This is a genomic window from Pseudomonas peli, from assembly GCF_900099645.1.
Lineage (GTDB): Bacteria > Pseudomonadota > Gammaproteobacteria > Pseudomonadales > Pseudomonadaceae > Aquipseudomonas > Aquipseudomonas peli.
This window is the reverse complement of the sequence record NZ_FMTL01000004.1, coordinates 58,334-77,546: the sequence shown is the minus strand read 5'-3', so window position 1 is coordinate 77,546 and position 19,213 is coordinate 58,334. Positions and strand designations below refer to the sequence as shown.

Annotated in this window: 22 protein-coding genes and 1 other RNA gene; 11 read left to right on the top strand and 12 right to left on the bottom strand. The window is 58.5% G+C overall.

The genetic code is table 11. The features are described from left to right. Positions 1-122: 122 nt before the first annotated feature. The 5 genes from BLO50_RS17525 to BLO50_RS17505 all read right to left on the bottom strand — a co-directional run bounded on the left by BLO50_RS17525 (position 123) and on the right by BLO50_RS17505 (position 4,106). Positions 123-740, bottom strand: coding sequence for an eCIS core domain-containing protein (locus BLO50_RS17525; protein ID WP_090255350.1), 618 nt, complete (start codon positions 738-740; stop codon positions 123-125). Positions 741-875: 135 nt separating this feature from the next. Beyond that, positions 876-1,643 carry a phosphonate ABC transporter, permease protein PhnE gene (gene phnE / locus BLO50_RS17520; protein ID WP_090255348.1) on the bottom strand — a complete coding sequence of 256 codons (768 nt, stop codon included), beginning with the start codon at positions 1,641-1,643 and terminating at the stop codon, positions 876-878. Next, positions 1,640-2,467 (bottom strand): PhnE/PtxC family ABC transporter permease, encoded by an 828-nt coding sequence (locus BLO50_RS17515; RefSeq protein WP_090255346.1) that lies wholly within the window; start codon positions 2,465-2,467, stop codon positions 1,640-1,642. The genes phnE and BLO50_RS17515 overlap by 4 nt, the downstream gene beginning before the upstream one ends. After that, on the bottom strand, positions 2,461-3,258 hold the full coding sequence (locus BLO50_RS17510) for a phosphonate ABC transporter ATP-binding protein (RefSeq protein WP_090255344.1): 798 nt from the start codon (positions 3,256-3,258) through the stop codon (positions 2,461-2,463). Before BLO50_RS17510 ends, BLO50_RS17515 begins: the two co-directional genes overlap by 7 nt. Next, positions 3,255-4,106, bottom strand: a complete 852-nt coding sequence (locus BLO50_RS17505) for a putative selenate ABC transporter substrate-binding protein (protein ID WP_090255342.1) — start codon at positions 4,104-4,106, stop codon at positions 3,255-3,257. Before BLO50_RS17505 ends, BLO50_RS17510 begins: the two co-directional genes overlap by 4 nt. Before the next feature lie 169 nt (positions 4,107-4,275). Between BLO50_RS17505 and selD the strand changes: the two genes are divergently transcribed. Continuing rightward, positions 4,276-5,310, top strand: a complete 1,035-nt coding sequence (selD, locus tag BLO50_RS17500) for a selenide, water dikinase SelD (RefSeq protein ID WP_090255340.1) — start codon at positions 4,276-4,278, stop codon at positions 5,308-5,310. After that, positions 5,310-6,410: a tRNA 2-selenouridine(34) synthase MnmH gene (mnmH, locus tag BLO50_RS17495; RefSeq protein ID WP_090255338.1), complete on the top strand. Its 1,101-nt coding sequence runs from the start codon at positions 5,310-5,312 to the stop codon at positions 6,408-6,410. The genes selD and mnmH overlap by 1 nt, the downstream gene beginning before the upstream one ends. A 13-nt stretch (positions 6,411-6,423) precedes the next feature. Here mnmH and BLO50_RS17490 read toward each other — a convergent pair whose 3' ends face one another. The 6 genes from BLO50_RS17490 to BLO50_RS17465 form a co-directional block, all read right to left on the bottom strand. Further along, the gene (locus BLO50_RS17490; RefSeq protein WP_090255336.1) at positions 6,424-8,718 is read right to left on the bottom strand and encodes an ATP-dependent DNA helicase; all 2,295 of its coding nucleotides are present in this window, start codon (positions 8,716-8,718) and stop codon (positions 6,424-6,426) included. Continuing rightward, complete coding sequence (locus tag BLO50_RS17485; protein WP_090255334.1) at positions 8,715-10,379, bottom strand: VRR-NUC domain-containing protein; 1,665 nt, start codon at positions 10,377-10,379, stop codon at positions 8,715-8,717. The genes BLO50_RS17490 and BLO50_RS17485 overlap by 4 nt, the downstream gene beginning before the upstream one ends. Before the next feature lie 298 nt (positions 10,380-10,677). Further along, the gene (locus tag BLO50_RS17480; protein ID WP_090255332.1) at positions 10,678-11,283 is read right to left on the bottom strand and encodes a hypothetical protein; all 606 of its coding nucleotides are present in this window, start codon (positions 11,281-11,283) and stop codon (positions 10,678-10,680) included. Positions 11,284-11,288: 5 nt separating this feature from the next. Continuing rightward, positions 11,289-11,603 carry a hypothetical protein gene (locus BLO50_RS17475; protein ID WP_090255329.1) on the bottom strand — a complete coding sequence of 105 codons (315 nt, stop codon included), beginning with the start codon at positions 11,601-11,603 and terminating at the stop codon, positions 11,289-11,291. Further along, entirely contained in the window at positions 11,596-12,342 is a 747-nt protein-coding gene (locus BLO50_RS17470) for a TIGR04255 family protein (protein WP_090255327.1), read from the bottom strand. The genes BLO50_RS17475 and BLO50_RS17470 overlap by 8 nt, the downstream gene beginning before the upstream one ends. 196 nt (positions 12,343-12,538) lie before the next feature. Continuing rightward, complete coding sequence (locus tag BLO50_RS17465; RefSeq protein ID WP_090255325.1) at positions 12,539-12,805, bottom strand: DNA-binding protein; 267 nt, start codon at positions 12,803-12,805, stop codon at positions 12,539-12,541. Positions 12,806-12,927: 122 nt separating this feature from the next. Between BLO50_RS17465 and BLO50_RS17460 the strand changes: the two genes are divergently transcribed. The 9 genes from BLO50_RS17460 to BLO50_RS17415 all read left to right on the top strand — a co-directional run bounded on the left by BLO50_RS17460 (position 12,928) and on the right by BLO50_RS17415 (position 18,585). Next, positions 12,928-13,137 carry a hypothetical protein gene (locus BLO50_RS17460; RefSeq protein ID WP_090255323.1) on the top strand — a complete coding sequence of 70 codons (210 nt, stop codon included), beginning with the start codon at positions 12,928-12,930 and terminating at the stop codon, positions 13,135-13,137. Positions 13,138-13,142: 5 nt separating this feature from the next. Further along, positions 13,143-13,313, top strand: coding sequence for an Arc family DNA-binding protein (locus BLO50_RS17455; RefSeq protein ID WP_090255321.1), 171 nt, complete (start codon positions 13,143-13,145; stop codon positions 13,311-13,313). Further along, positions 13,303-13,515 carry a hypothetical protein gene (locus BLO50_RS17450; RefSeq protein WP_090255319.1) on the top strand — a complete coding sequence of 71 codons (213 nt, stop codon included), beginning with the start codon at positions 13,303-13,305 and terminating at the stop codon, positions 13,513-13,515. Before BLO50_RS17455 ends, BLO50_RS17450 begins: the two co-directional genes overlap by 11 nt. Beyond that, entirely contained in the window at positions 13,508-13,777 is a 270-nt protein-coding gene (locus BLO50_RS17445) for a hypothetical protein (protein WP_090255317.1), read from the top strand. Before BLO50_RS17450 ends, BLO50_RS17445 begins: the two co-directional genes overlap by 8 nt. Then, positions 13,770-14,159, top strand: coding sequence for a hypothetical protein (locus BLO50_RS17440; RefSeq protein WP_090255315.1), 390 nt, complete (start codon positions 13,770-13,772; stop codon positions 14,157-14,159). Before BLO50_RS17445 ends, BLO50_RS17440 begins: the two co-directional genes overlap by 8 nt. Before the next feature lie 484 nt (positions 14,160-14,643). Next, complete coding sequence (locus BLO50_RS17430; protein WP_090255312.1) at positions 14,644-15,927, top strand: hypothetical protein; 1,284 nt, start codon at positions 14,644-14,646, stop codon at positions 15,925-15,927. Continuing rightward, positions 15,924-16,925, top strand: coding sequence for a phage integrase (locus tag BLO50_RS17425; RefSeq protein ID WP_090255310.1), 1,002 nt, complete (start codon positions 15,924-15,926; stop codon positions 16,923-16,925). The genes BLO50_RS17430 and BLO50_RS17425 overlap by 4 nt, the downstream gene beginning before the upstream one ends. A gap of 81 nt (positions 16,926-17,006) precedes the next feature. After that, on the top strand, positions 17,007-17,357 hold the full coding sequence (locus BLO50_RS17420; RefSeq protein ID WP_090255308.1) for a nucleotide pyrophosphohydrolase: 351 nt from the start codon (positions 17,007-17,009) through the stop codon (positions 17,355-17,357). Between the two features lie 10 nt (positions 17,358-17,367). Then, on the top strand, positions 17,368-18,585 hold the full coding sequence (locus BLO50_RS17415; protein ID WP_090255306.1) for a protein NO VEIN domain-containing protein: 1,218 nt from the start codon (positions 17,368-17,370) through the stop codon (positions 18,583-18,585). 90 nt (positions 18,586-18,675) lie between these two features. Here BLO50_RS17415 and ssrA read toward each other — a convergent pair. Next, positions 18,676-19,067: a transfer-messenger RNA gene (ssrA, locus tag BLO50_RS17410) on the bottom strand. Positions 19,068-19,213 lie beyond the last annotated feature (146 nt).

The following is a 19,213-nucleotide window of genomic DNA, read 5'->3' as shown; positions in this document are numbered from 1 at the left end:
TCCACATCGGCCACCTGCGTGTATCCCTTAGGCAGCCATTGGCTGATTGCTTGGCCACGGCCAGTGTGCGGCTTTATTGTGCGCGTGGCTGCCCGATGCTGAATCGTTTTGAGAGCGCAGCTCTAGCGCTGTTTGGTGTTGCTAATCAGCTGATTGCGCAGGGCGCGTTCGACCTCAATCTGCAGCTTATAAGCAGGCGCTTCGATGGCGTTGTGGTCGCGCGTGTAGCGCCGGGCGAATTCGCGCACGCCCCATTGCTGGTATTGCTGCACATGCAGCAGTTCGTGGGCCCAGAGCGCGACATTGTCCTGCGCGTCCGCGGCATTGCGGAAGACGATGATGTCGATCAGCGTCACCGCCTGTACATCGGGGTTCTGCAGCAGGGTATTGGCGGCGCTAAGGGTTTCGTTGTCACCCACCTTGTAGCGCGCCGCATCGAGTACATCGATGCCGTAGTAGGGCTCCAACTGGGCGCGGATATGCAGAGGAATCGGATGGGTGCCGCTGGCAGCCACCGTCTCGCGTGATTGCAGCAGCCATTGCTCCAAGCCCGAGGCGGCCATCTGGCTGACGTCCTCGTACAGCACCCCGATGTCCGCCTGGCTGAACGGCGCACAGAAGCACACCACTGTGCAGACCTGCTGCTGCCCACTCGGGCAGGCCAGCACTGAGGCGGCCAGGCTGAGTCCGCCGAGGAGGGCCGTCAGGCGAAAGGTGCGACGTGAGAAAACAGAAGGCAAGGACAGCTCCCGAACAATGATGACCGGCCCGTGCCGCCTGAGCGGTGCCGCGCCGGGTTGGACAGCGGTGACCAGCTTTGGTGCCGAGTAGGGCGGGTGAAACCCGCGTGGCGCGCACTGCCGGTTTCACCCGCCCTACGCCCGTACCCAGCGCTGCCGCGTCCAGCCGCTCAGCGCGTCGACGCCGAACACCAGCACCAGCATGGCCAGGATCACTGTACTGGCCTGCGCCTCCTGAAACAGGCTAAGGCTGACATAGAGCATCTGTCCTAGGCCGCCAGCCCCGACGAAACCCAGCACGCTGGCCATGCGGATATTGTTTTCCCAGCGGTACAGGCAGTAGGCCAACAGCTGTGGCCATAGGTTGGGCAGGGTGCCGTAGCAGAACGCCGCGACCTGGCTGCCGCCCTGCAAACGAATTGCCTCGGCCGGTGCGGTGGGGGTGTTTTCCAGCGCTTCGGCAAATAGCCGGCCGAGCACGCCCGCGGTGTGCAGGGCCAGGGCTAGGGTGCCGGCGTTCGGGCCAAGGCCTGCGGCCAGCACCATCAGCGCGGCCCAGACCAGTTCGGGAATCGCGCGCAGGGCATTCAGTAGCAAACGCGCGGCGCTTTGCAGCGGCCAGCCAAAGCGCCCGGCGGCGGGCAAGGCCAGCAATAGGCCAAATACTGCGGCGAGCAAGGTGCCGAGGGCCGACATGGCCAGGGTTTCCATTGCGCCATGGCTGATGGCCGACAGGTGCTCGGCGCTCAGGTCCGGGCTGAGAAAGCGCTGCACGTAGCCAGCCATCTGGCCCAGGCTGTCGCCGCTGATCAGTGCACCCAGGTCGATACCCAGGTAAGCGAACGAAGCGATTACCGCTGCGCCGATGCTGAGCAGCAGTAACAGGTTGATCAGCCGGCTCATGCCAGCCTCCTGCGCAGCACACGGCTGAGTTGATCGGCCAGCAGTACCAGCAACAGAAAGGTCAGCAGCATGCTGGCCACTTCACCGCCGGCGAACATGCGCATCGACAGGTCGATCTGCTGGCCCAGGCCGCCGGCACCGACAAAGCCCATCACCACCGAAGCGCGAATTGCGCATTCCCAGCGGTACACCGTGTAGGACGTCAGTTCCGCCGCGGCATTCGGCAGAATACCGTAGACAAAGGCCGCCAGCCGGCCGCTGCCTGCTTGTAGCAGGGCGTGGGCCGGGCGCTGGTCGACCGACTCGAAGATTTCCGCATAGACCTTGCCGAGCATGCCGCTGTAAGTGATGGCGATGGCCAGCACCCCAGCGGTGGGGCCGAGGCCGACCGCGCGGACGAACAGCAGCGCCCAGACGATTTCCGGCACGCTGCGCAGGAAGATCAGCAGGCCGCGCACCGGCCAGCGCAGCAACTGCGCCAGCGGCTTCGGCCGACCACCAAGGGAAGCGGCCGATAGCGACAGTGCGCGGCTGGCCAGCAGACTGGCTGGAATCGCCAATAGCAGCGCCAGGGCCATGCCTGCGGTGGCGATGGCCAGGGTTTGCAGGGTGGCGTCGAGCAGTAACTGCAAAAAGTCCGCGTCATGGGTCGGCGGCCAGAAGGCGGCGACAAAGCGGCCCATTTCGCTCTGGCTGTCGGCTTGCAGCAGCACGCCCAGGTCCAGCTCGCTGAGCTGTATACCCGGCCACAGCAGTACCAGCGCCAGCAGGGTGAGTAGCAGGCGGGGCAGGGCGGCAGGGTCGCGGGTGTCGCGGTTTAGCATCGCGGGATCTGCAGGCTAAGGGTCACGCTAGGCGTGGGCGGCGAGAGCAATTGCTCATTGGCATACAGCGCGTCGAGCTGCGCCTGGCCGACTTCGCCAGCAGGGCGGTCGAAGAGAATCTGCCCGTCACGCAGGCCGATAATCCGCGGGAAGTGCGCCAGGGCCAGTTCCACCGCATGCAGGCTGGCGACCAGGGTGACGCCATGCTGTTCGGCATGCCGACACAACACGTTGAGGGTGTGTTCGGCCAGCACCGGGTCCATGGCTGACACCGGCTCATCGGCCAGCAGCAGTTCCGGTGCCTGGTACAGCACGCGGGCGATGCCGACGCGCTGCAACTGACCACCTGAAAGCTGCTGACACTGGGCGAACAGCTTGTCAGCCAGGTCCAGCTTGGCCAGCTCACGGCGAGCGCCAGGGATATCCAGCGGATGCAGCAGATTCAGCAGGCTCTTGCCCAAACTCCACTGACCGAGCTTGCCGGCCAGCACGGCGGTAACCACCCGCTGGCGCGCCGGCAGTGGCGGCGTCTGATGCACCAAGCCAATACGTGCACGCAGGCGTTGGCGCTGGCTGCTGGACAGTTGCCAGGGCTGCTCACCGAGCAGCTGAATCTCGCCGCTGCTTGGTTGCAGGGCGCTGGCCAGCAGGTTGAGTAGGCTCGACTTGCCGGCCCCTGAGGGACCGATGATGGCGACCTGCTCGCCGGCGGCGATATGCAAGTCCACGCCGCGCAGGGCGTGGACTCCGTTGCCGTGGCTGAGGCTGGCGCCAGAGAGGCGCAGGGTCATTTCAGCAGGTCAGCGGCGCGCGCAGCGTCCTCGATGCCCTTGTAGTTCTCAGGCGAGGTTTCGATAAAGCGGCTGGCGGCCTGCAGGTCGAGGATCGCCTTGTGCTCCGGGTTAGCCGGGTCGAGGGCGAGGAAGGCAGCTTTGATCTTCTCGGCCAAAGCCGGGTCGAGGGTGCCACGCACGGTCCAGTTGTAGTCGTAGTAAGTCGGGGTGGTGGCGAACACTTTGACCTTGTTGCTATCGACCTTGCCGCTGGCAACCAGCTTGTCCCACACGCTGGCGTTGAGCACGCCGCCGTCGACCTTGCCGGCCTGCACCCAGGCGGCGGTGGCGTCATGCGCACCGGAGTAGCCAACGCGGCTAAAGTGGCTTTCCGGCTTGATGCCGTCCTGCAGCATAAAGTAACGCGGCATCAGGCTGCCGGAGGTGGACGACACCGAACCGAAGGCAAAGGTTTTGCCTTTGAGGTCGGCCAGGGAGGTCACGTCCGGGTTGGCGGTGATGAACTTGCTGGTGAACTGCGCATCCTGCTCGCGTTGTACCAGCGGAATGGCGTTGCCGGTTTTCAGGCGCACCTGCACAAAGGTGAAGCCGCCAAGCCAGGCCAGGTCCAGGCGGTCGGTGGCCAGAGCCTCGACCACGGCCGGGTAGTCGGCGACTGGGGTGAACTCGACCTTCATGCCCAGTTGCTGCTCCAGGTAGGCGCCCAGCGGTTTGAATTTGCGCAGCAGTTCGGTCGGCGCTTCATCCGGAATGGCGCTGACGCGGAGTACTTCGGCGGCTTGGGACAGGTTGGCGGACAGGCAAAGGGCAAAGCCGGCGGCGAGCGCCAGGGTACGTTTGAGCATGAAGATTCTCCGGTTCAATAGCGGAAAAATTCGAAATGGCAGGCACAGCAGATGTGCGGGCCTGCGCGTAGTCAGGGTAGTCGACGTGGCGCGATTATATGGGGCGCCGTGTTAAAGGCCAGCTTTGCTAGAATCCGCGCCTGTTTCCGATTTGCCGAGAGCCTGACCGATGAGCGAGCCGATCCGTTTGACCCAGTACAGCCACGGGGCCGGCTGCGGCTGCAAGATTTCGCCGAAAGTGCTGGAGGTGATCCTCGCCGGCAGCGGCGCGCAGAACCTCGACCCCAAGCTGTGGGTCGGCAACGCCTCGCGCGATGATGCGGCGGTGTATGCCTTGGACGACGAGCGCGGGGTGGTGTCGACCACCGACTTCTTTATGCCAATCGTCGATGACCCGTACGACTTCGGCCGCATCGCCGCCACCAATGCGATCAGCGACATCTACGCCATGGGCGGCGATCCGCTGATGGCCATCGCCATACTCGGTTGGCCAGTCAATCTGCTGCCGCCGGAAGTGGCTCGCGAAGTGATTCGCGGCGGCCGCGCGGTGTGTGATGAGGCGGGCATTCCGTTGGCCGGCGGCCACTCGATCGATGCGCCGGAGCCGATCTTCGGCCTGGCCGTCACCGGCGTGGTGCTCAAGAGCCATATGAAACGCAACGACACCGCCACGGCCGGCTGCCAGCTGTATCTCTCCAAGCCGCTGGGCATCGGCATCCTGACCACCGCCGAGAAGAAGGCCAAGCTGCGGCCCGAAGACGTTGGCCTGGCGCGCGACTGGATGTGCACCCTGAACAAGCCCGGTTCGCGCTTCGGCAAGCTGGCCGGGGTTACCGCGATGACCGACGTCACCGGCTTCGGCCTGCTTGGCCACCTGGTGGAGATGGCCGATGGTGCCAATCTCACCGCCCAGCTTGACTACGCCGCCGTGCCGCGCCTGCCGGGGGTCGACTACTACCTGGCCGAGGGCTGCGTGCCGGGTGGAACCCTGCGTAACTTCGACAGCTATGGCGAGAAGATCGCGCCTATCACCGACGCGCAGCGCGACCTGCTCTGCGACCCGCAGACCAGCGGCGGCCTGCTGGTCGCCGTAACGCCAGAGGGCGAAGCAGAGTTCCTCGCCGTAGCCGCCGAGCTGGGCCTGAACCTGGCGCCCATCGGCCGTCTGGTTGAGCGACAGCGTTACGCGGTAGAGGTGCTGTGATGCGCGACAACACCGCCGACTACCGCGACATCTTCCTCAATGATCTGCCGATGATGGACGCCCGCGCCCCGGTCGAGTTCAGCAAGGGCGCCTTCCCCGGTGTGCTCAACCTGCCGCTGATGGATGACAACGAGCGCCAGCGGGTAGGCACCTGCTACAAGCAGCATGGCCAGGACGCCGCCATCGCGCTCGGCCATCAGCTGGTCAGCGGCCAGGTCAAAGCCGAACGGGTCGCGGCCTGGGCGGCGTTTGCCAAGGCCAATCCGCACGGCTACCTGTACTGCTTTCGCGGCGGCCTGCGCTCGCAGATCACCCAGCAATGGCTGGCGGAAGCCGGTATCGACTACCCACGGGTGATCGGCGGCTACAAGGCGATGCGCACCTTTTTGCTGGAAACCACCCAGCAAGCCGTGGCCGAGTGTGATTTCGTGATCCTCGGCGGCCTTACTGGCGCCGGCAAAACCGACGTGCTGGTGCAGCTGAGCAACAGCCTGGACCTGGAAGGCCACGCCAACCACCGTGGCTCCAGCTTCGGCAAACGCGCCAGCGGCCAGCCGGCGCAGATCGACTTCGAAAACCGTTTAGCCATCGATCTGCTCAAGCAGCGCGCTCGTGGCAACGAGCAGTTTGTACTGGAAGACGAAGGGCGCATGGTTGGCAGTTGCACCGTGCCGCTGGCGCTATACCAGGGCATGCAGCAGTACCCGCTGGTGTGGCTGGAAGATGCCTTCGAGGACCGCGTCGAGCGCATCCTGCGCGATTACGTGGTCAATCTGTGCGCCGAATTTATCGCCCTGCACGGTGAGGATGAGGGCTTTCGGCTTTACGCCGAGCGCCTGCTGCAAAGCCTGAGCAATATCCAGAAGCGTCTGGGTGGTGAGCGCTACCAGCGCTTGCTGGCCATCATGCAGGCGGCGCTGGATGAACAGCGTAGCGGGGCGGTTGCGCTGCACCGCGACTGGATTGCCGGATTGCTGCGCGAATACTACGACCCGATGTACGCCTACCAGCGCGAAAGCAAAGCGGCGCGCATCGAGTTTGCCGGTGACCAGGCGGCGGTCATTGCTTACCTGACTGAGCGTAAAGCAAGCCGGCAATGAACGGCATGCGCGGCTAGAGAACCGGGTCCTTGTTTAACGGCAAACGGCAGCGTTCGACCTTCCACCAGGTGGGCAGCAGCTTGCGGATAGCTGGCTGGTTGAAGCGGTCATCGATCAGGTAAACCACGCCCTGGTCTTGAACGGTGCGAATCACTCGGCCAGCGGCCTGCACGACCTTCTGCAAACCCGGGTAGAGGTAGGTGTAGCCGTAGCCGTTGTTGCTGCCGAACATCACCTCCATGCGCTGTTTGATCTCTTCATTGACCGGGTTGATCTGCGGCAGACCAAGGGTGGCGATAAACGCACCAATCAGGCGGTCGCCAGGCAGGTCGATGCCTTCGCCAAAGGCGCCGCCTAACACGGCAAAACCGATGCCGCGGCCCGTGCTGGAGAACCGATCAAGAAAGGCCTGGCGCTCGACTTCATCCATTTTTCGCGATTGCTGCCAGACCGGGATCTGCGGGTGCGCCATCTGCAGCTCATGCAGCACTGCCTGCAGATAGGTGTAACTGCTGAAGAAGGCCAGGTAATTGCCCGGTTTTTCCGCGTATTGGCGGGCAATCAGGGCAGCAATGGGCGCCAGCGAGAAGTCGCGATGGGCGTAGCGGGTGGACAGATTGCTGACGGCCTGGACGTGCAGCTGCTCGGCGCTGAAGGGCGATTCCACATCGATCCAAGGTGTCTCTTCCGGCAGACCGAGCAGGTCGGCGTAATAGTTCGCCGGACTCAGGGTGGCGGAAAACAGCGTGCAGCTGTGCGCCTCGTCGAAGCGCGGGGCGAGAAACGGCGCAGGCACGATATTACGGATGCACAGGGTGGACACCGATTGGCCGCTGCCCTCGTCGCGGCTGATATCGAACAGCGAGTGCGCGCCAAAGGCCTCGGCCAGCCGGCAGAACAGCATGGCATCGAGGTAGAAGTGCAGCAGCTCGCTGGCATTACCAGCCGGCTGCTCGCTCAGGTGGTCGGTGAGCGTGCTGACGGCCTTTTGCAGCGCCATGACGAACAGGTCCGGCGCGGTGGGGTAGACCTGATACGCCACTTCCTGGTCGCGCTCAAGCTGTCGCCAGTGCCGGCTGATACGCTCCAGCGGCGCCTTCATCACGCTCGGCGCAATGCGCCGTACCGCTTCAAAGCGCTGCTGATTGAGTTCGGCGGTGTACATGCCGCGCGCGCGCTCGATCAGGTTGTGGGCTTCGTCCACCAGCAGGGTGATACGCCATTCATTGAGCAGGGTGAGGCCATACAGCAGGCCGCCCATGTCGAAGTAATAGTTGTAATCACAGACCACCACATCCGCCCAGCGGCACAGCTCCTGGCTCAGATAATAAGGGCATATCTGATGCGCTAGGGCGGTTGCCCGCACGCTTTCATGGCTTAGCCACTGGCCTTCGAGTGCGGCCTGGCGGGCGGCGGGCAAGCGGTCGTAAAAACCTTTGGCCAGCGGGCAGGAGTCGCCATGGCAGGCTTTGTCGGGGTGTTCGCAGGCCTTGTCGCGCGCTACATGCTCCAGTACCCGCAGCGGCATCGCCTCTTCCTGGCTGCGTAAGGTGGCCAGTGCATCCAGCGCCAGGCGTCGGCCTGGGGTTTTTGCGGTGAGAAAAAACAACCGATCCAGCCGCTGCTCGGGGAAGGCCTTGAGCTGAGGAAACAGGGTGGCGAGGGTTTTACCAATGCCGGTGGTGGCTTGAGCCATCAGGCAGTGGCCATCACGGGCGGCGCGGTAGACCTGATTCGCCAGTTGGCGTTGGCCGCTGCGAAACTCTGCATGCGGAAAGCGCAAGCGCACCAGCGCCTCATCGCGCTGGCGGCGGTGCTCGCGTTCGTACTCGGCCCAGCGGATATATAGGCTGCACTGCAGCTCGAAGAATTTACGCAGTTCATCCGCTGTGGCGGTCAGGTGGAAGGCGGTTTCATGCTGGGTGATGACGTTGAAATAGACCACTGCCAGGTTGATCTCTGGCATGTCGCGTTCCTGGCAGAGTAGCCAGCCGTAGACCTTGGCCTGGGCCCAGTGCAGCAGGCGATGGTTTTCCGGAATGCGGCTGATATCGCCCCTGTGAGTCTTGATCTCCTCCAGCAGGTTTTCATCCGGGTCGTAACCGTCCGCTCGGCCGCGTACCTGCAAACCCTGATATTCGCCACTCAATGGCAATTCGGCGTAGTAAGTCGGACCGCGCCTAGCGACCACGATGGCGTGGCCGGTCATGCCTTCCTGGGCGGTGGGCGATGGGGTAAAGCGCAAGTCGAGGTCGCCGACCTTGGCGGTAAATTCGCACAGCGCGCGCACGGCGACCTGATAATTCACGCGTCTGCCCACTGCACGTAGCAGACGTCCACCGGCATGCCGTGCTCGGCGCAGAAGGCCAGCCAGCGGCGCTGGTTGTCTTGCAGGCGGTCGCCTGGGCCTTTCACTTCAATCATTCGGTAGCGCTGCTCGGCCGGCCAGAACTGGATCAGGTCAGGCATGCCGGCGCGGTTGGCTTTGATGTCCACCAAAAGGCGTTTGAACCAGGCGCGCAGGTGCGCGGCGGGCAGGCAGTCGAGCGCTTGTTCCAGCAAGGTCTGATCCAGCGCAGCCCAAAATACAAAGGGCGACTGGATGCCGAATTTTGCCGTGTAGTTGTCGCGGATTACCTGTTTGTAGGCATCCGAGTCGAGGTGAGCCATGCAGCTGGCAAACAACTCTTCGCGCTGGGTATGGAAGTCGGCACTGAACAGATCAACCGGGGCCGTGTGAAAGGGATGGAAGAACGCCCCCGGCACCGGCGCGAAGATGGCCTGCCAGCAGAGCAGGCCGAACAGGCTGCAGATCAGGCTGTTTTCGACGTAGTGCACTGGTGCGTCGGGCTCGTGCAGATGAGCTTTGACGGCAAACTCGACACTCTGCGCCTCAGGCCTTGGCAGGCTCAGGTCAATCCGTGCAGGTGGTATTGGCTTGGCCTTACCGGGCAGCGGTTGCCCAAGCTGACGGGCCAGCCGCGTTAATGCGCGTTCCACCGCCTGGGCTTCAGCATCATTTTCCGGTTCCTGGATGGCCTGCAGCGTCAGCTTGTAGGCTTGCTCAGGGCGGCCCAGGCGCTCCAGCACGCGGATCTGCCGCAAGCGAGCGCCGACATAGCGGCAGTCGGTGTAGAACGCCAGTGCACCTTCCAGGTCGGCCTCACGTTCCAATTGCTGGCCCATACGGAACAACAGCTTATTACGTCGCGCGGCCAGGAAGGGTGTATCGCAGACCAAGGCGCTGATCTGCTGCAGCACATCTGCAAGCGGCTCGCCGGCCTCGAACTGCTCGCGGCTGCGCTGCAGGTGCAGGTAGCAGTCCACATCTGCCCGGTGACGAAAGGCCCGCGAGTCGGGTGTCAACTCCACGCGCTCATAGCGAAAGATACCGAGCTCGGCGAGAACGAACTCCGACCAGTCCTGGCGTAGATTGCCGAAGAACATCAGGCGCAGACGCTCGCACAGCGCATCAATAGTCAGGGAGACAATCTGCTCCTCACTGCCCGGGCACCAGGCGGCAAAGGCGCGTGGCTCGGCACAAGTCTCGGTCAGTTGCGTCAACAGCTCGGATTTGTTCTGCGACTTCCGTGAGCCGTGGCCAGCCAGATGCTGGAGCACTTCATCCTTGCGCAGCAGCTTGAACAGCTCCTCCAGAGAGAGTTCTGCGTCATGCCGCACCCAGCCCGCCTCAAGCAACGGAGTTACCGCCAGGCGTGCACAACCGATTTCCTCGTAACTCAACTTGCTCAGCCGAAAGTGGCTGCCCTTGCGCATGATCATCCGCACCAGCAGGGCCTGGGAGGGCGTATCCAGGGCGAAGAACTGCCGAACAAACTCATGCTCTGTCTCGCTCAGCAGATCGGCATAGCGCTTCTGCAGCCAGGTGAGGGCCTGACGGAAATTCGCTAGGTAGTAGAAGCGCGGATCGAGTTGCGACTGCATGGGCGTGCCGGTTGCGATTGGCATTGCGATACCTGCGTCAAACAAACAACAGGCGCGAGGGTAAGGCGCTTAAAGCATCGAACTTACAGAATTTCGGGCACAAAAAAAGACGTCCGTGGACGTCTTTAGATGTTTATTTGGTGGAGCCGGGGGGATTTGAACCCATTCCTGACACCTCGCAATAAACCGCTAAAATCCGCTATGCCAAGTAAATCAGATGGTTGCGTTTCGTGCTATCCCGCATTGTTCCGCTTTGCCTTGCTGTGACTGTGACACTTTTGGGGCTCCCTCATTACTGATGGCCGCCAGCTGCTCACCCTATTTATTGATACTGTGCGGCTGGCATACGATCAACATTCTCATGGAATCTGCAGAAGTGAATTGAAATCTTAAAAAGCAGTAAGTAAAAACCTGTCATGTTCAATGTGAAGATTTTCTCTCTTTCCGCGCTTTCAACGAATGAGCTCATTGGCATTGAATGCATGTCGTTGAACCAGATAACGTACTCGTCGTCTAGGCCTATCTGGCTAGGAATAAAGAAAAAAGAAGTGCTTTTTTGTTCCCTGATTGAGCGTAGCTTTTGTTCAGTTGTATTGGCGTCTAATCCAGAGTTCTTGAATATTTCTTCAATTTTTTTCATGCGTATCAACGGTGCAAACGTGATTTTTGCTGGCAAATCTCGTTTGTTTTCAGTATCAATATCGCAACTGTTAGATATTACAATCCCTCTGGTATTTCTAACTTCCGCGCTATTGAAGTCATACAGCCTAAAGCCTCGCCATCCATCGCCCTGCAATACGCCATCAGATCCGCGATTAAGGATTATTTGCGTTTTTTCAGAATAATTCTCAAGTTCTTTTAGTATGCCCTCGCCAGCTTCTCTAGTCAGATAGTACGGTATCTGATTCTGAATCTCTTCCATGAGCATGATCTTTAATCCTCATAGAGGCTTGAAAGGTTATTCAGTAGTAATGCCTCGTACTCCACTCCCAGCTCTGTTTGTGATGAAGAGAGGTTGCTGTAAACGCTTGAGATTCTGTCTTCGAAGCTGCCGGTTGCTGATTGGCTGAAGATGATTTGCAGGCTTTCGTTGCTTGGGCTCGCTTGCGTATAAGAGAACTTTACTGCTCTCGGCTCTTCGGCTTTTTGTGTGGCAGCAACAGGTGCCGCAGAGCTTATTGCAAAAGCTAGCGCAGATGCACCTGCGAGGGTTGAGAGTGATAGCGGCTGCATTGAGATTTTAGTCATACACTGGCTCCATTCTTTTAAACCCCTCGTCTGTCAGGAGTTTAAAAAACAGTTCTTTATTTTCTTGGTGCAGCGTATCTAACAACGTTGATATAGCTTCAAAGCTTTCATCTTTGGTTTTTTTGCTTATCTGCATAATGCTGTCTATATCAACCATAATTCCTGATCGGGTAGACCCGTCCGGCAGTGTTGCCAGTGCATGCCCCGTTACTTGAACCACATGTATTGATTCGTCTTGTGGGATTTCAACTCTAACCTGAAGGGTTTTAGAGTTGAAGTTCCTTTCAAGTAGCGACAGGCCTATATTAAGGGTTTCGAAGATGTCTTCGTGAATCTTATCTTCTAATATATCTATGTATTTAAATGAAAAGCGATCAGCTTTGTGTACGGCGCTGAAATTATTTAATTGGTGCAGAACTGAATTAATTTTTTCTCTGAATTTTCCCCAGCCAGGATAAGGCTGCATGGGCGAAAGTGTTAATACATTATCTCCGATGCCTATATAGTAATTCCCCCAAGTCAGTCGAGAAAGAATTAGGTATTTCAGGTTCGGGTCGCTCTGTCTGACGAAGTCTGGCAGGTCTGCATGCGGAAGTTTTTCGACCTTTGTACATCCGAGCGTACTGTATAAAACACCCGTTAAAATGCTTGATAGCAAAGGCTCACCATCAAACCGTATTTCGAAAATCGCATCGACAAGAGGTGATTTCCCCAGTCGATTAGGCAATCGCGCGTTCATGCGTGCTCCTTGAGCTATCCCTTTCTGCACAGTCAAAACGGCAAGAGTATAACGGCTTAGGTTTTCGGTCGCACACTGTTCATCCCCTTTAGCTGCTCGCCTGTCTTTGAAGGTAGCGTCTCTAGTTTTGCCTATTCTGCTTTCGCTCAGGCATTCCTTCGGGCATACCAGCGCCTAGCTGCTTCCTGGGTGATCGCTATCCGGCGTTAGGTTGGCTCAAGTTTCGGTTGGCTTCGTCGTAATCTGGGCTGGTTTGTCCCGACTCTGGAGCTATCTGACCGCTTGCCAGCCAGAGGGCATAATGCGGATAGATTTTCACCAGCACATCGATCTCTTCTGTGCTGACTCGTACTACCCCCTTACTAACATTTCTCCAGCGCTCATAGGCCCCGCCCTGTTCACTGGCCTTTTTCGTTCCGACCATTTTGATTAATACGCGAGCTCTATCAGCCGAACTTTCCATATAGAAATTTTTTCTTGGGTAGTTATTGCTCCACTGTGGTTCTTGGGTAACAATCACCCAGTGGTTAGCTATTACCCAGCCTTTGGGTAGTTATTAATGCTGAATATAGTGGATTAAAGCTTATGGATACGGAAGGTCTCGACCCACAAAAGCTGCACGGGGCGCCGCCCCTGATGCCCTGGCCAAAGTTCGCCGAGTGGATCGGTATGGGCGATGAGCCAATTGTTGTCCGCACCTGGGTAGAACGCGGCTACCTGCCGTCTAAGAAGGTGGGCAAACGCACCATGGTTAACGTCGTGCGGCTGGTTCAGCAGCTGCTGGATGAGGAGTAGGGCAGATGAGCCGAACTGACCCGCAATTCAAGCTGCGCGTGCCTGCCGCACTGCGTCTCCAGATCGAACAAGCCGCTCAAGCTACCCGCCGCTCGATGAACGCCGAAATGGTCGTGCGCTTGGAGGCCAGCTTCGCCAAGGAACAGCCTTTGCAGGAGAAAGCCCATGATCAGTGACGACAGCCTGGACCTGTGCAGCGTCAAGACCTTCGCCGAAATGAGCGGCATATCCATCGAAGAGGCAATCGACTGGGTGGACAACGGCACCGTCCCCAGCATGCGACTGGCCGACTTCCGCATGGTCAACCTCGCCCGCCTGCGTGCGGATCTGCTCAAGGGTAAAACCGAGTTCAAAGCGGGGGACTATAGCCATGCGTAGCCCATGCACTGCCCTGGATGCGGTCTCCGCTGTTGGCTACATCGGCCAACCTGTCCACGTCCAGCTTGAGTGGGACGATGATCCCGAGCCGTTCTGCCGCTTTGGCTATGTCATCGGCATCGTCCTGCCGGTTAAAGGTGTGCAGGAGCAGGCGTATCTCATGGTCATGAGTCCCGGTGAAGACTTTCCCGTGGAAGCCTACCTAGAGGACATCCGCTCCATCCGCATTGCCGATCAGATTGAGGGCTTCAGTCATGTCTAGCCCCTGCCTCTCTCCCGATGCTGCCACTGCTATCAGCTACATCGGCAAAACCGCGCTCATGGAATTGCGCTGGGATGATGAGCCGGAATCGATGTTTCAGGTCATGCACATTGTTGGCGTAGTCCTGCCTATGGAAGGTATCTGTGACCATGCCTGCTTCATGGCCGTGTATTACGGCACGTCTGATCCCTACCCGGAGCGGGTGTTCTTCCATGAAATCCGCAACATTTGGGCGATGCAGCACCGCGACCGGCATGGTTCCGGCAACGTACTGGGCTGCATCGCCCACCCTAACTCGGCTGAGTCAGGGGCCGCGCTCCCGGCTCGTCGGAACAGCTCTACCGTTCCGTCGAACGGAAGCACGGGCGCAGCGCACCCTTGACGCGGATTGCCTATGAACAGCCTATCTGCGGGAGTGTGGGGTAGCTTTACCACCCCATGCTCCCGAGCCCTCGGCGGCAAGAGCGGGATGACAAGGGCCGCGCCCTTGGTGTGCTTTGTCTTCGGTCAGCGCCTGCAGCTACTCCTGTTACTGATCGTCCTCACGCCCTGGGGCGCGTTGACAGTCAGCCCGCCACCAGAGAACCAAGGCGCAAAAGCCCTCGCGCTAGATCAAAACTGCCCCCAGCCAGCAGCCAGACCCAACCTCAAGCAAGAACCCCAACAGATACCCGAAACCAGCCTTGCGCGCTCTCGCGAGCGCCAGAGTGGCTCGGTTCAGAACGAAGGCGCGAGCGAGCGCGCGCATGCGCTTTTTAGCGCATGCGCGAGGGACGAGCGCCGCGCCAAAAGCGCGCGCTGACGTCCCTGTAACACGTCAGATAACGACTTTAGAACTTCCGCAATAACTGGCATTAGGTGAATAAATGACAATGGTAAAAGATCATCAGCGTTTGAATCTTCTGACTGCAGAGGATGACAAACACGGGCGTCTGTTTGTTGACCCTGGCAACGTCACGTTCACCGACTTGTCAGGCGTTCGCCTGCTGCGCTGTGGCGTCGATACCGTGCGCCAGCTGTACAAGGGGCTTATCCGCCCTGAGGTCATGGCGCTATTTGAAGTGCCGGGCGTCATGGTCGATTTCGCGGGCCAGCGTTGGCACTCGGGACGGGTAGGGCGCGACTCCGGGTATCAGTACAAGCTGCAGAATGCAGACCTGGGCATCATCCTGCTGGTGAAGAACTTCAACGCCAAGCTGGAGAACATCGGCCCCCATCTGAAAATCGAAGTGTCACCTCATGCAATCGACAGCCTGTCGCCTGAGCGTCTGCAGGATCGATTGGATTTCTATGCGTCCCAGGTGATGACGCATGTGGAAATCAACCAGTGTGCCGTCCACCTTGCATTAGACCTGCAGGGCTGGACGCCTCCCGCCGATCTGGTGGCCCGCATGCACTGCAAAGCCCGGACTCAACGCGACATATCGGGTATCAGTGAAATCAACTGGGCGACCAAATCCAGCACCTATGGCCGCGGTGAAACCTCGATGTTTGGTTCTGCCAGTGGCATCCAGCTGTGTATCTACAACAAGACCGAGCAGGCCAAGGCCACGGACAAGCTCGACTACTGGGAAAGCGTCTGGAAGCGACGTGACAGCTTCGACGACAACGACCCAGAGAACTATGACCCAGCCCAGCCGGTATGGCGCGTAGAGCTGCGTTATCACCATTCGATCATCCAGCAATTCGCCAGCGGTTCCCTGGATGTGAAAACCGGTGAAGCCATCGACACCCGCTCGTTTGCGGCCTTCTCCGGGCACCTGGACGGCCTTTGGCGCTATGGGCTGGGGCAATTCAAGTTGTTAAGCCGACCGGGCTACTTCGCCCCCATTTGGACACTTATTCGTGAGGACATACGTGTGGACCTACCAGTTGATTCCCTGCTTGAGGACACCGAATACAAGCGCTACTACAAGACCTCCCGTGGCTTCTCGGGCAAAAACGTCGAACTCTTCCTGGGAAACTTCGTAAGCCTGCTGGCAAGGGAGCGAGTGGGCGCAAAAAAGGCGTTTGATCGGCTGCAAACTTGGGAATGCTGGCCGGTCATTCGTGATCACTATGCAGCCAAGGACATGACCGAGCACGACATCTACAAGCACATCAAAAAGCTGCTGGAAGAGCGCAACGTCCGTTGGGGCCGTGCTGTATGAGTGTGAAACGGCGCGATGATGGTCGTTGGCTGGCAGATGTTCAGCCGATCCGTGGTCAACGCTTCCGCAAGCTCTTTGATACCAAGGGCGAAGCCCTGCGTTACGAGACCTTCATTCTCGCCAACAAGGCCAAGGATTCCGGCTGGAACCCCAAGGCGTCAGATCGTCGCAAACTCTCCGAGCTGGTGACGCTCTGGTATGACCTGCACGGTCACATGCTCAAGGATGGTCTACGTCGAAAGACTAGGCTTGATGCTATGTGCGTTCGGCTCCGTAACCCGGTAGCTGCCAAGCTCGATGCTTCGGTTTACGCCCATGATCGGCGTATACGTTCTGAAAACGGCACCAGTCCTAAGACCCTCAACAATGAGTTGGGCTACCTGCGTGCGGTGTTCAATGAGCTGCGTGGCCTTGGTCAGATCGATTACGCCAACCCATTGGAGCTGGTGAAGCCATTCCGCATTGATGAGCGTGAATTGTCCTGGCTCACAGATGATCAGGTAACCATTCTGCTGGACTCCATCCGCAAGCACTCGGACAACCCACATGTCGAACCGATCACTCTGCTTTGCCTTGCAACTGGTGCGCGTTGGTCTGAGGCAGAAGGGCTAATCCCGGCCCGGTTGCGTAATGGCTCCGTGACTTACAGCAAGACCAAATCCAGCCGCGTCCGCACGGTGCCAATTGATCCGGCCCTGGAGACATTCATACGGGAACACTGGAAGCGTCATGGCCCGTTTACAGGCTCCATCAGCTCGTTTCGTCGTGCCCTGGTTCGATCAGGAATCCAGCTACCGAAAGGGCAGGCCAGCCACGCGCTACGTCACACCTTCGCCAGTCACTTCATACAGAAGGGCGGCAACATCCTGACCCTGCAGAAGATCCTGGGTCACTCCAGCTTGGCCATGACCATGCGCTACTCGCACTTGGCCCCGGAGCATCTGGCCGAGGCGGTGAGGTTGAGTCCGTTGGCAGGGCACATCCTCCGTTCTCACTAGATTTCCATGCCCTTCATTTCTAGCTTGGACTCAGAGCTTCTGACACGATAGAGGCCATTGCTATAGGAAGTGGGGGAGTCGATGGACGTCGAACGCATTCAGCAGCAGCTGCGTCTCTTTGCTCGGGAGCGAGATTGGGAGCAGTTCCATACGCCTAAGAATCTTGCTTCGGCACTATCCGTGGAAGCATCTGAGTTGCTTGAGATATTCCAGTGGCTGACCGACTCTCAGGCTGTGGCTATCAAGGGTGACGCTGAGAGCATGCGCAAGGTTGAGGAGGAAGTGGCCGACGTCACTTTGTATCTACTGCGCCTCGCTGACGTGCTGTCCCTGGATCTGCAGGCAGCTGTGGATCGCAAACTGTGCATCAACGCTGAAAAGTACCCAGTCGAGAAAGCTCGCGGGAACGCCAAAAAACATAATCAGTTGTGAGTAGTTAGATATGGATGTCATTTCACACGTTATTGATGTGATTGGCCGTGGTGAGGCTGTAAAAGCGAACGGCCCCATTGAGCATTGGTTGACCACATTGGCGACTGGTTTTTGGGGGTTTGACGATAGCAAGGAAGGGGTTTGGTCTGGACTCCAGGAAGGCGATGTTCTTATTTTTCAATCAGGCCCTCCTAACTGGGACTTCGTAGATAAGTACAAACCCAAACCAAACGTCAGTGGCTTCATTGGCGCGGGGGTGGTTAGTCACACATCCAAAAAGGACGGGCCTCGCTGGCTTTCTGAGGTCATCGAGAGCAATGTTCATGGGGCTTTGACCCCGAAGCTCTGGCCTAATCTGGTTCACTTCTCCGATGTGATTTGGCTAGGCAATGTCGACCTTATTCCTGCTCAGGAGCTTCAGGCCAGGATTGAGGAGTGTAAAAGTCAAACCCTTGATCTGAAGAGCCACATTGAACATTTGGCCGAAAACATCCTGTCTTTTGGCGCAATGGTTAGTGCAGGGTTCACCTGTGCACCAATGGGAACTGGCGGTCGCCTGATCAAGAGGGCCGAGGTTCTTGCTCGCTTATTTCAGTCCTATTGTTCAGTTTCCACTCACCGAGCCTATGCGGACAGTACAGTTGTGGCTCCTGTGGATTTTGGGGTTGCTGAACTGCCAGGTTCCTATGACTTCAAGTGTCTAGGGAATGTGACGCCTTCCAAACGATCAGCGCGGCCTTCACAAGCAACTGTCCCGCGAAAAGGAAGCATCAGGAAAAAGGACTACCTTCAGGAAGCTGCCGACAACCAAGAACTCGGCTTGCTGGGGGAACTCATCGTCTTTGCAGCTGAGCAATCACGAGTCCTGAATGAGTTTGGGGAAGGTTATGTTTCAAGAGTCATCCACGTCTCGAAGGAAGAAGGAGATGGTGCTGGCTACGATATTCGTACTCTGAGGCGTGGACTTTCAGGCGTTACCGAGCATTACCTAGAGGTTAAAACCACATCTGGCAATGCAAATACTGCCTTCTTCATCTCGGAGAATGAGTTGAGATTTGCTACTAGCGAACCTGATCGCTATGAGGTTGTGCGGCTGCACTCCCTGGATCGCGATGCCGGTGAGTATTTTGAATATCGCCTTACCGCGCGTGAGCTGTTAGGTATGGATATGGCTCCAGTTAGCTATCGCGTGAATGTGGGGGCTGAGGTTGCTTCGGATCTTGACTGAAGCGTGACACTTTCGGGACAGTCGACAAGTGTCGAAAGCAAAAACCTCTGACTTTCTCTAGGAAAATCAGGGGCTTAAGGTGTTTCTAATTGGTGGAGCCGGGGGGATTTGAACCCCCGTCCGCCAGTTCTCCACTTTCGGTACTACATGCTTAGCCGTGTCTATTGAGTTAATCCGCAGCCGCCCGACGGGCAGGGTGCTTTGGACGAGTTGTGTAAGTTTTAGCCGCTTTGTCCACAACGTACTACGCGGCGATCCTGTTCTGCATGACAATCACTTCAGGTTTACAGGCATCCCCTAGTGATCGCTGGAGCCGAAGCTACCAGAAGGACTAGTCGCGCCGCTTACGCAGCGAGAGCGTAGCCCTCGTAGTTTTCGTCATTGGCAACTATAGAAAGTTGCAACAGTGGATTTACGACTTCTGTTACCAAGTCGGCATGCACCTAGAGCTTCGCTACCGGCGTCGAATCCTAATCGGCCCCGAAACTTGTGTTGCTGGTACTGGGACGGGAGTTTACGCCAAAGGTTCCACAGCGTCGACCCAGCAATTGCCTGGCGGACGTTTAGGGTGCTTGCCGGCTATGATTGCATCCTGCACATTCGCCTTGCCTTCAGGATGAGACCCTCG

Excerpts from the sequence above, each read along its gene's own strand:
- phnE (WP_090255348.1), bottom strand. The coding sequence starts at position 1,643 with ATGAGCCGGCTGATCAACCTGTTACTGCTGCTCAGCATCGGCGCAGCG.
- BLO50_RS17515 (WP_090255346.1), bottom strand. The coding sequence starts at position 2,467 with ATGCTAAACCGCGACACCCGCGACCCTGCCGCCCTGCCCCGCCTGCTA.
- BLO50_RS17510 (WP_090255344.1), bottom strand. The coding sequence starts at position 3,258 with ATGACCCTGCGCCTCTCTGGCGCCAGCCTCAGCCACGGCAACGGAGTC.
- BLO50_RS17505 (WP_090255342.1), bottom strand. The coding sequence starts at position 4,106 with ATGCTCAAACGTACCCTGGCGCTCGCCGCCGGCTTTGCCCTTTGCCTG.
- selD (WP_090255340.1), top strand. The coding sequence starts at position 4,276 with ATGAGCGAGCCGATCCGTTTGACCCAGTACAGCCACGGGGCCGGCTGC.
- mnmH (WP_090255338.1), top strand. The coding sequence starts at position 5,310 with ATGCGCGACAACACCGCCGACTACCGCGACATCTTCCTCAATGATCTG.
- BLO50_RS17485 (WP_090255334.1), bottom strand. The coding sequence starts at position 10,379 with ATGCCAATCGCAACCGGCACGCCCATGCAGTCGCAACTCGATCCGCGC.
- BLO50_RS17480 (WP_090255332.1), bottom strand. The coding sequence starts at position 11,283 with ATGCTCATGGAAGAGATTCAGAATCAGATACCGTACTATCTGACTAGA.
- BLO50_RS17475 (WP_090255329.1), bottom strand. The coding sequence starts at position 11,603 with ATGACTAAAATCTCAATGCAGCCGCTATCACTCTCAACCCTCGCAGGT.
- BLO50_RS17470 (WP_090255327.1), bottom strand. The coding sequence starts at position 12,342 with ATGAACGCGCGATTGCCTAATCGACTGGGGAAATCACCTCTTGTCGAT.
- BLO50_RS17465 (WP_090255325.1), bottom strand. The coding sequence starts at position 12,805 with ATGGAAAGTTCGGCTGATAGAGCTCGCGTATTAATCAAAATGGTCGGA.
- BLO50_RS17460 (WP_090255323.1), top strand. The coding sequence starts at position 12,928 with ATGGATACGGAAGGTCTCGACCCACAAAAGCTGCACGGGGCGCCGCCC.
- BLO50_RS17455 (WP_090255321.1), top strand. The coding sequence starts at position 13,143 with ATGAGCCGAACTGACCCGCAATTCAAGCTGCGCGTGCCTGCCGCACTG.
- BLO50_RS17450 (WP_090255319.1), top strand. The coding sequence starts at position 13,303 with ATGATCAGTGACGACAGCCTGGACCTGTGCAGCGTCAAGACCTTCGCC.
- BLO50_RS17445 (WP_090255317.1), top strand. The coding sequence starts at position 13,508 with ATGCGTAGCCCATGCACTGCCCTGGATGCGGTCTCCGCTGTTGGCTAC.
- BLO50_RS17440 (WP_090255315.1), top strand. The coding sequence starts at position 13,770 with ATGTCTAGCCCCTGCCTCTCTCCCGATGCTGCCACTGCTATCAGCTAC.
- BLO50_RS17430 (WP_090255312.1), top strand. The coding sequence starts at position 14,644 with ATGACAATGGTAAAAGATCATCAGCGTTTGAATCTTCTGACTGCAGAG.
- BLO50_RS17425 (WP_090255310.1), top strand. The coding sequence starts at position 15,924 with ATGAGTGTGAAACGGCGCGATGATGGTCGTTGGCTGGCAGATGTTCAG.
- BLO50_RS17420 (WP_090255308.1), top strand. The coding sequence starts at position 17,007 with ATGGACGTCGAACGCATTCAGCAGCAGCTGCGTCTCTTTGCTCGGGAG.
- BLO50_RS17415 (WP_090255306.1), top strand. The coding sequence starts at position 17,368 with ATGGATGTCATTTCACACGTTATTGATGTGATTGGCCGTGGTGAGGCT.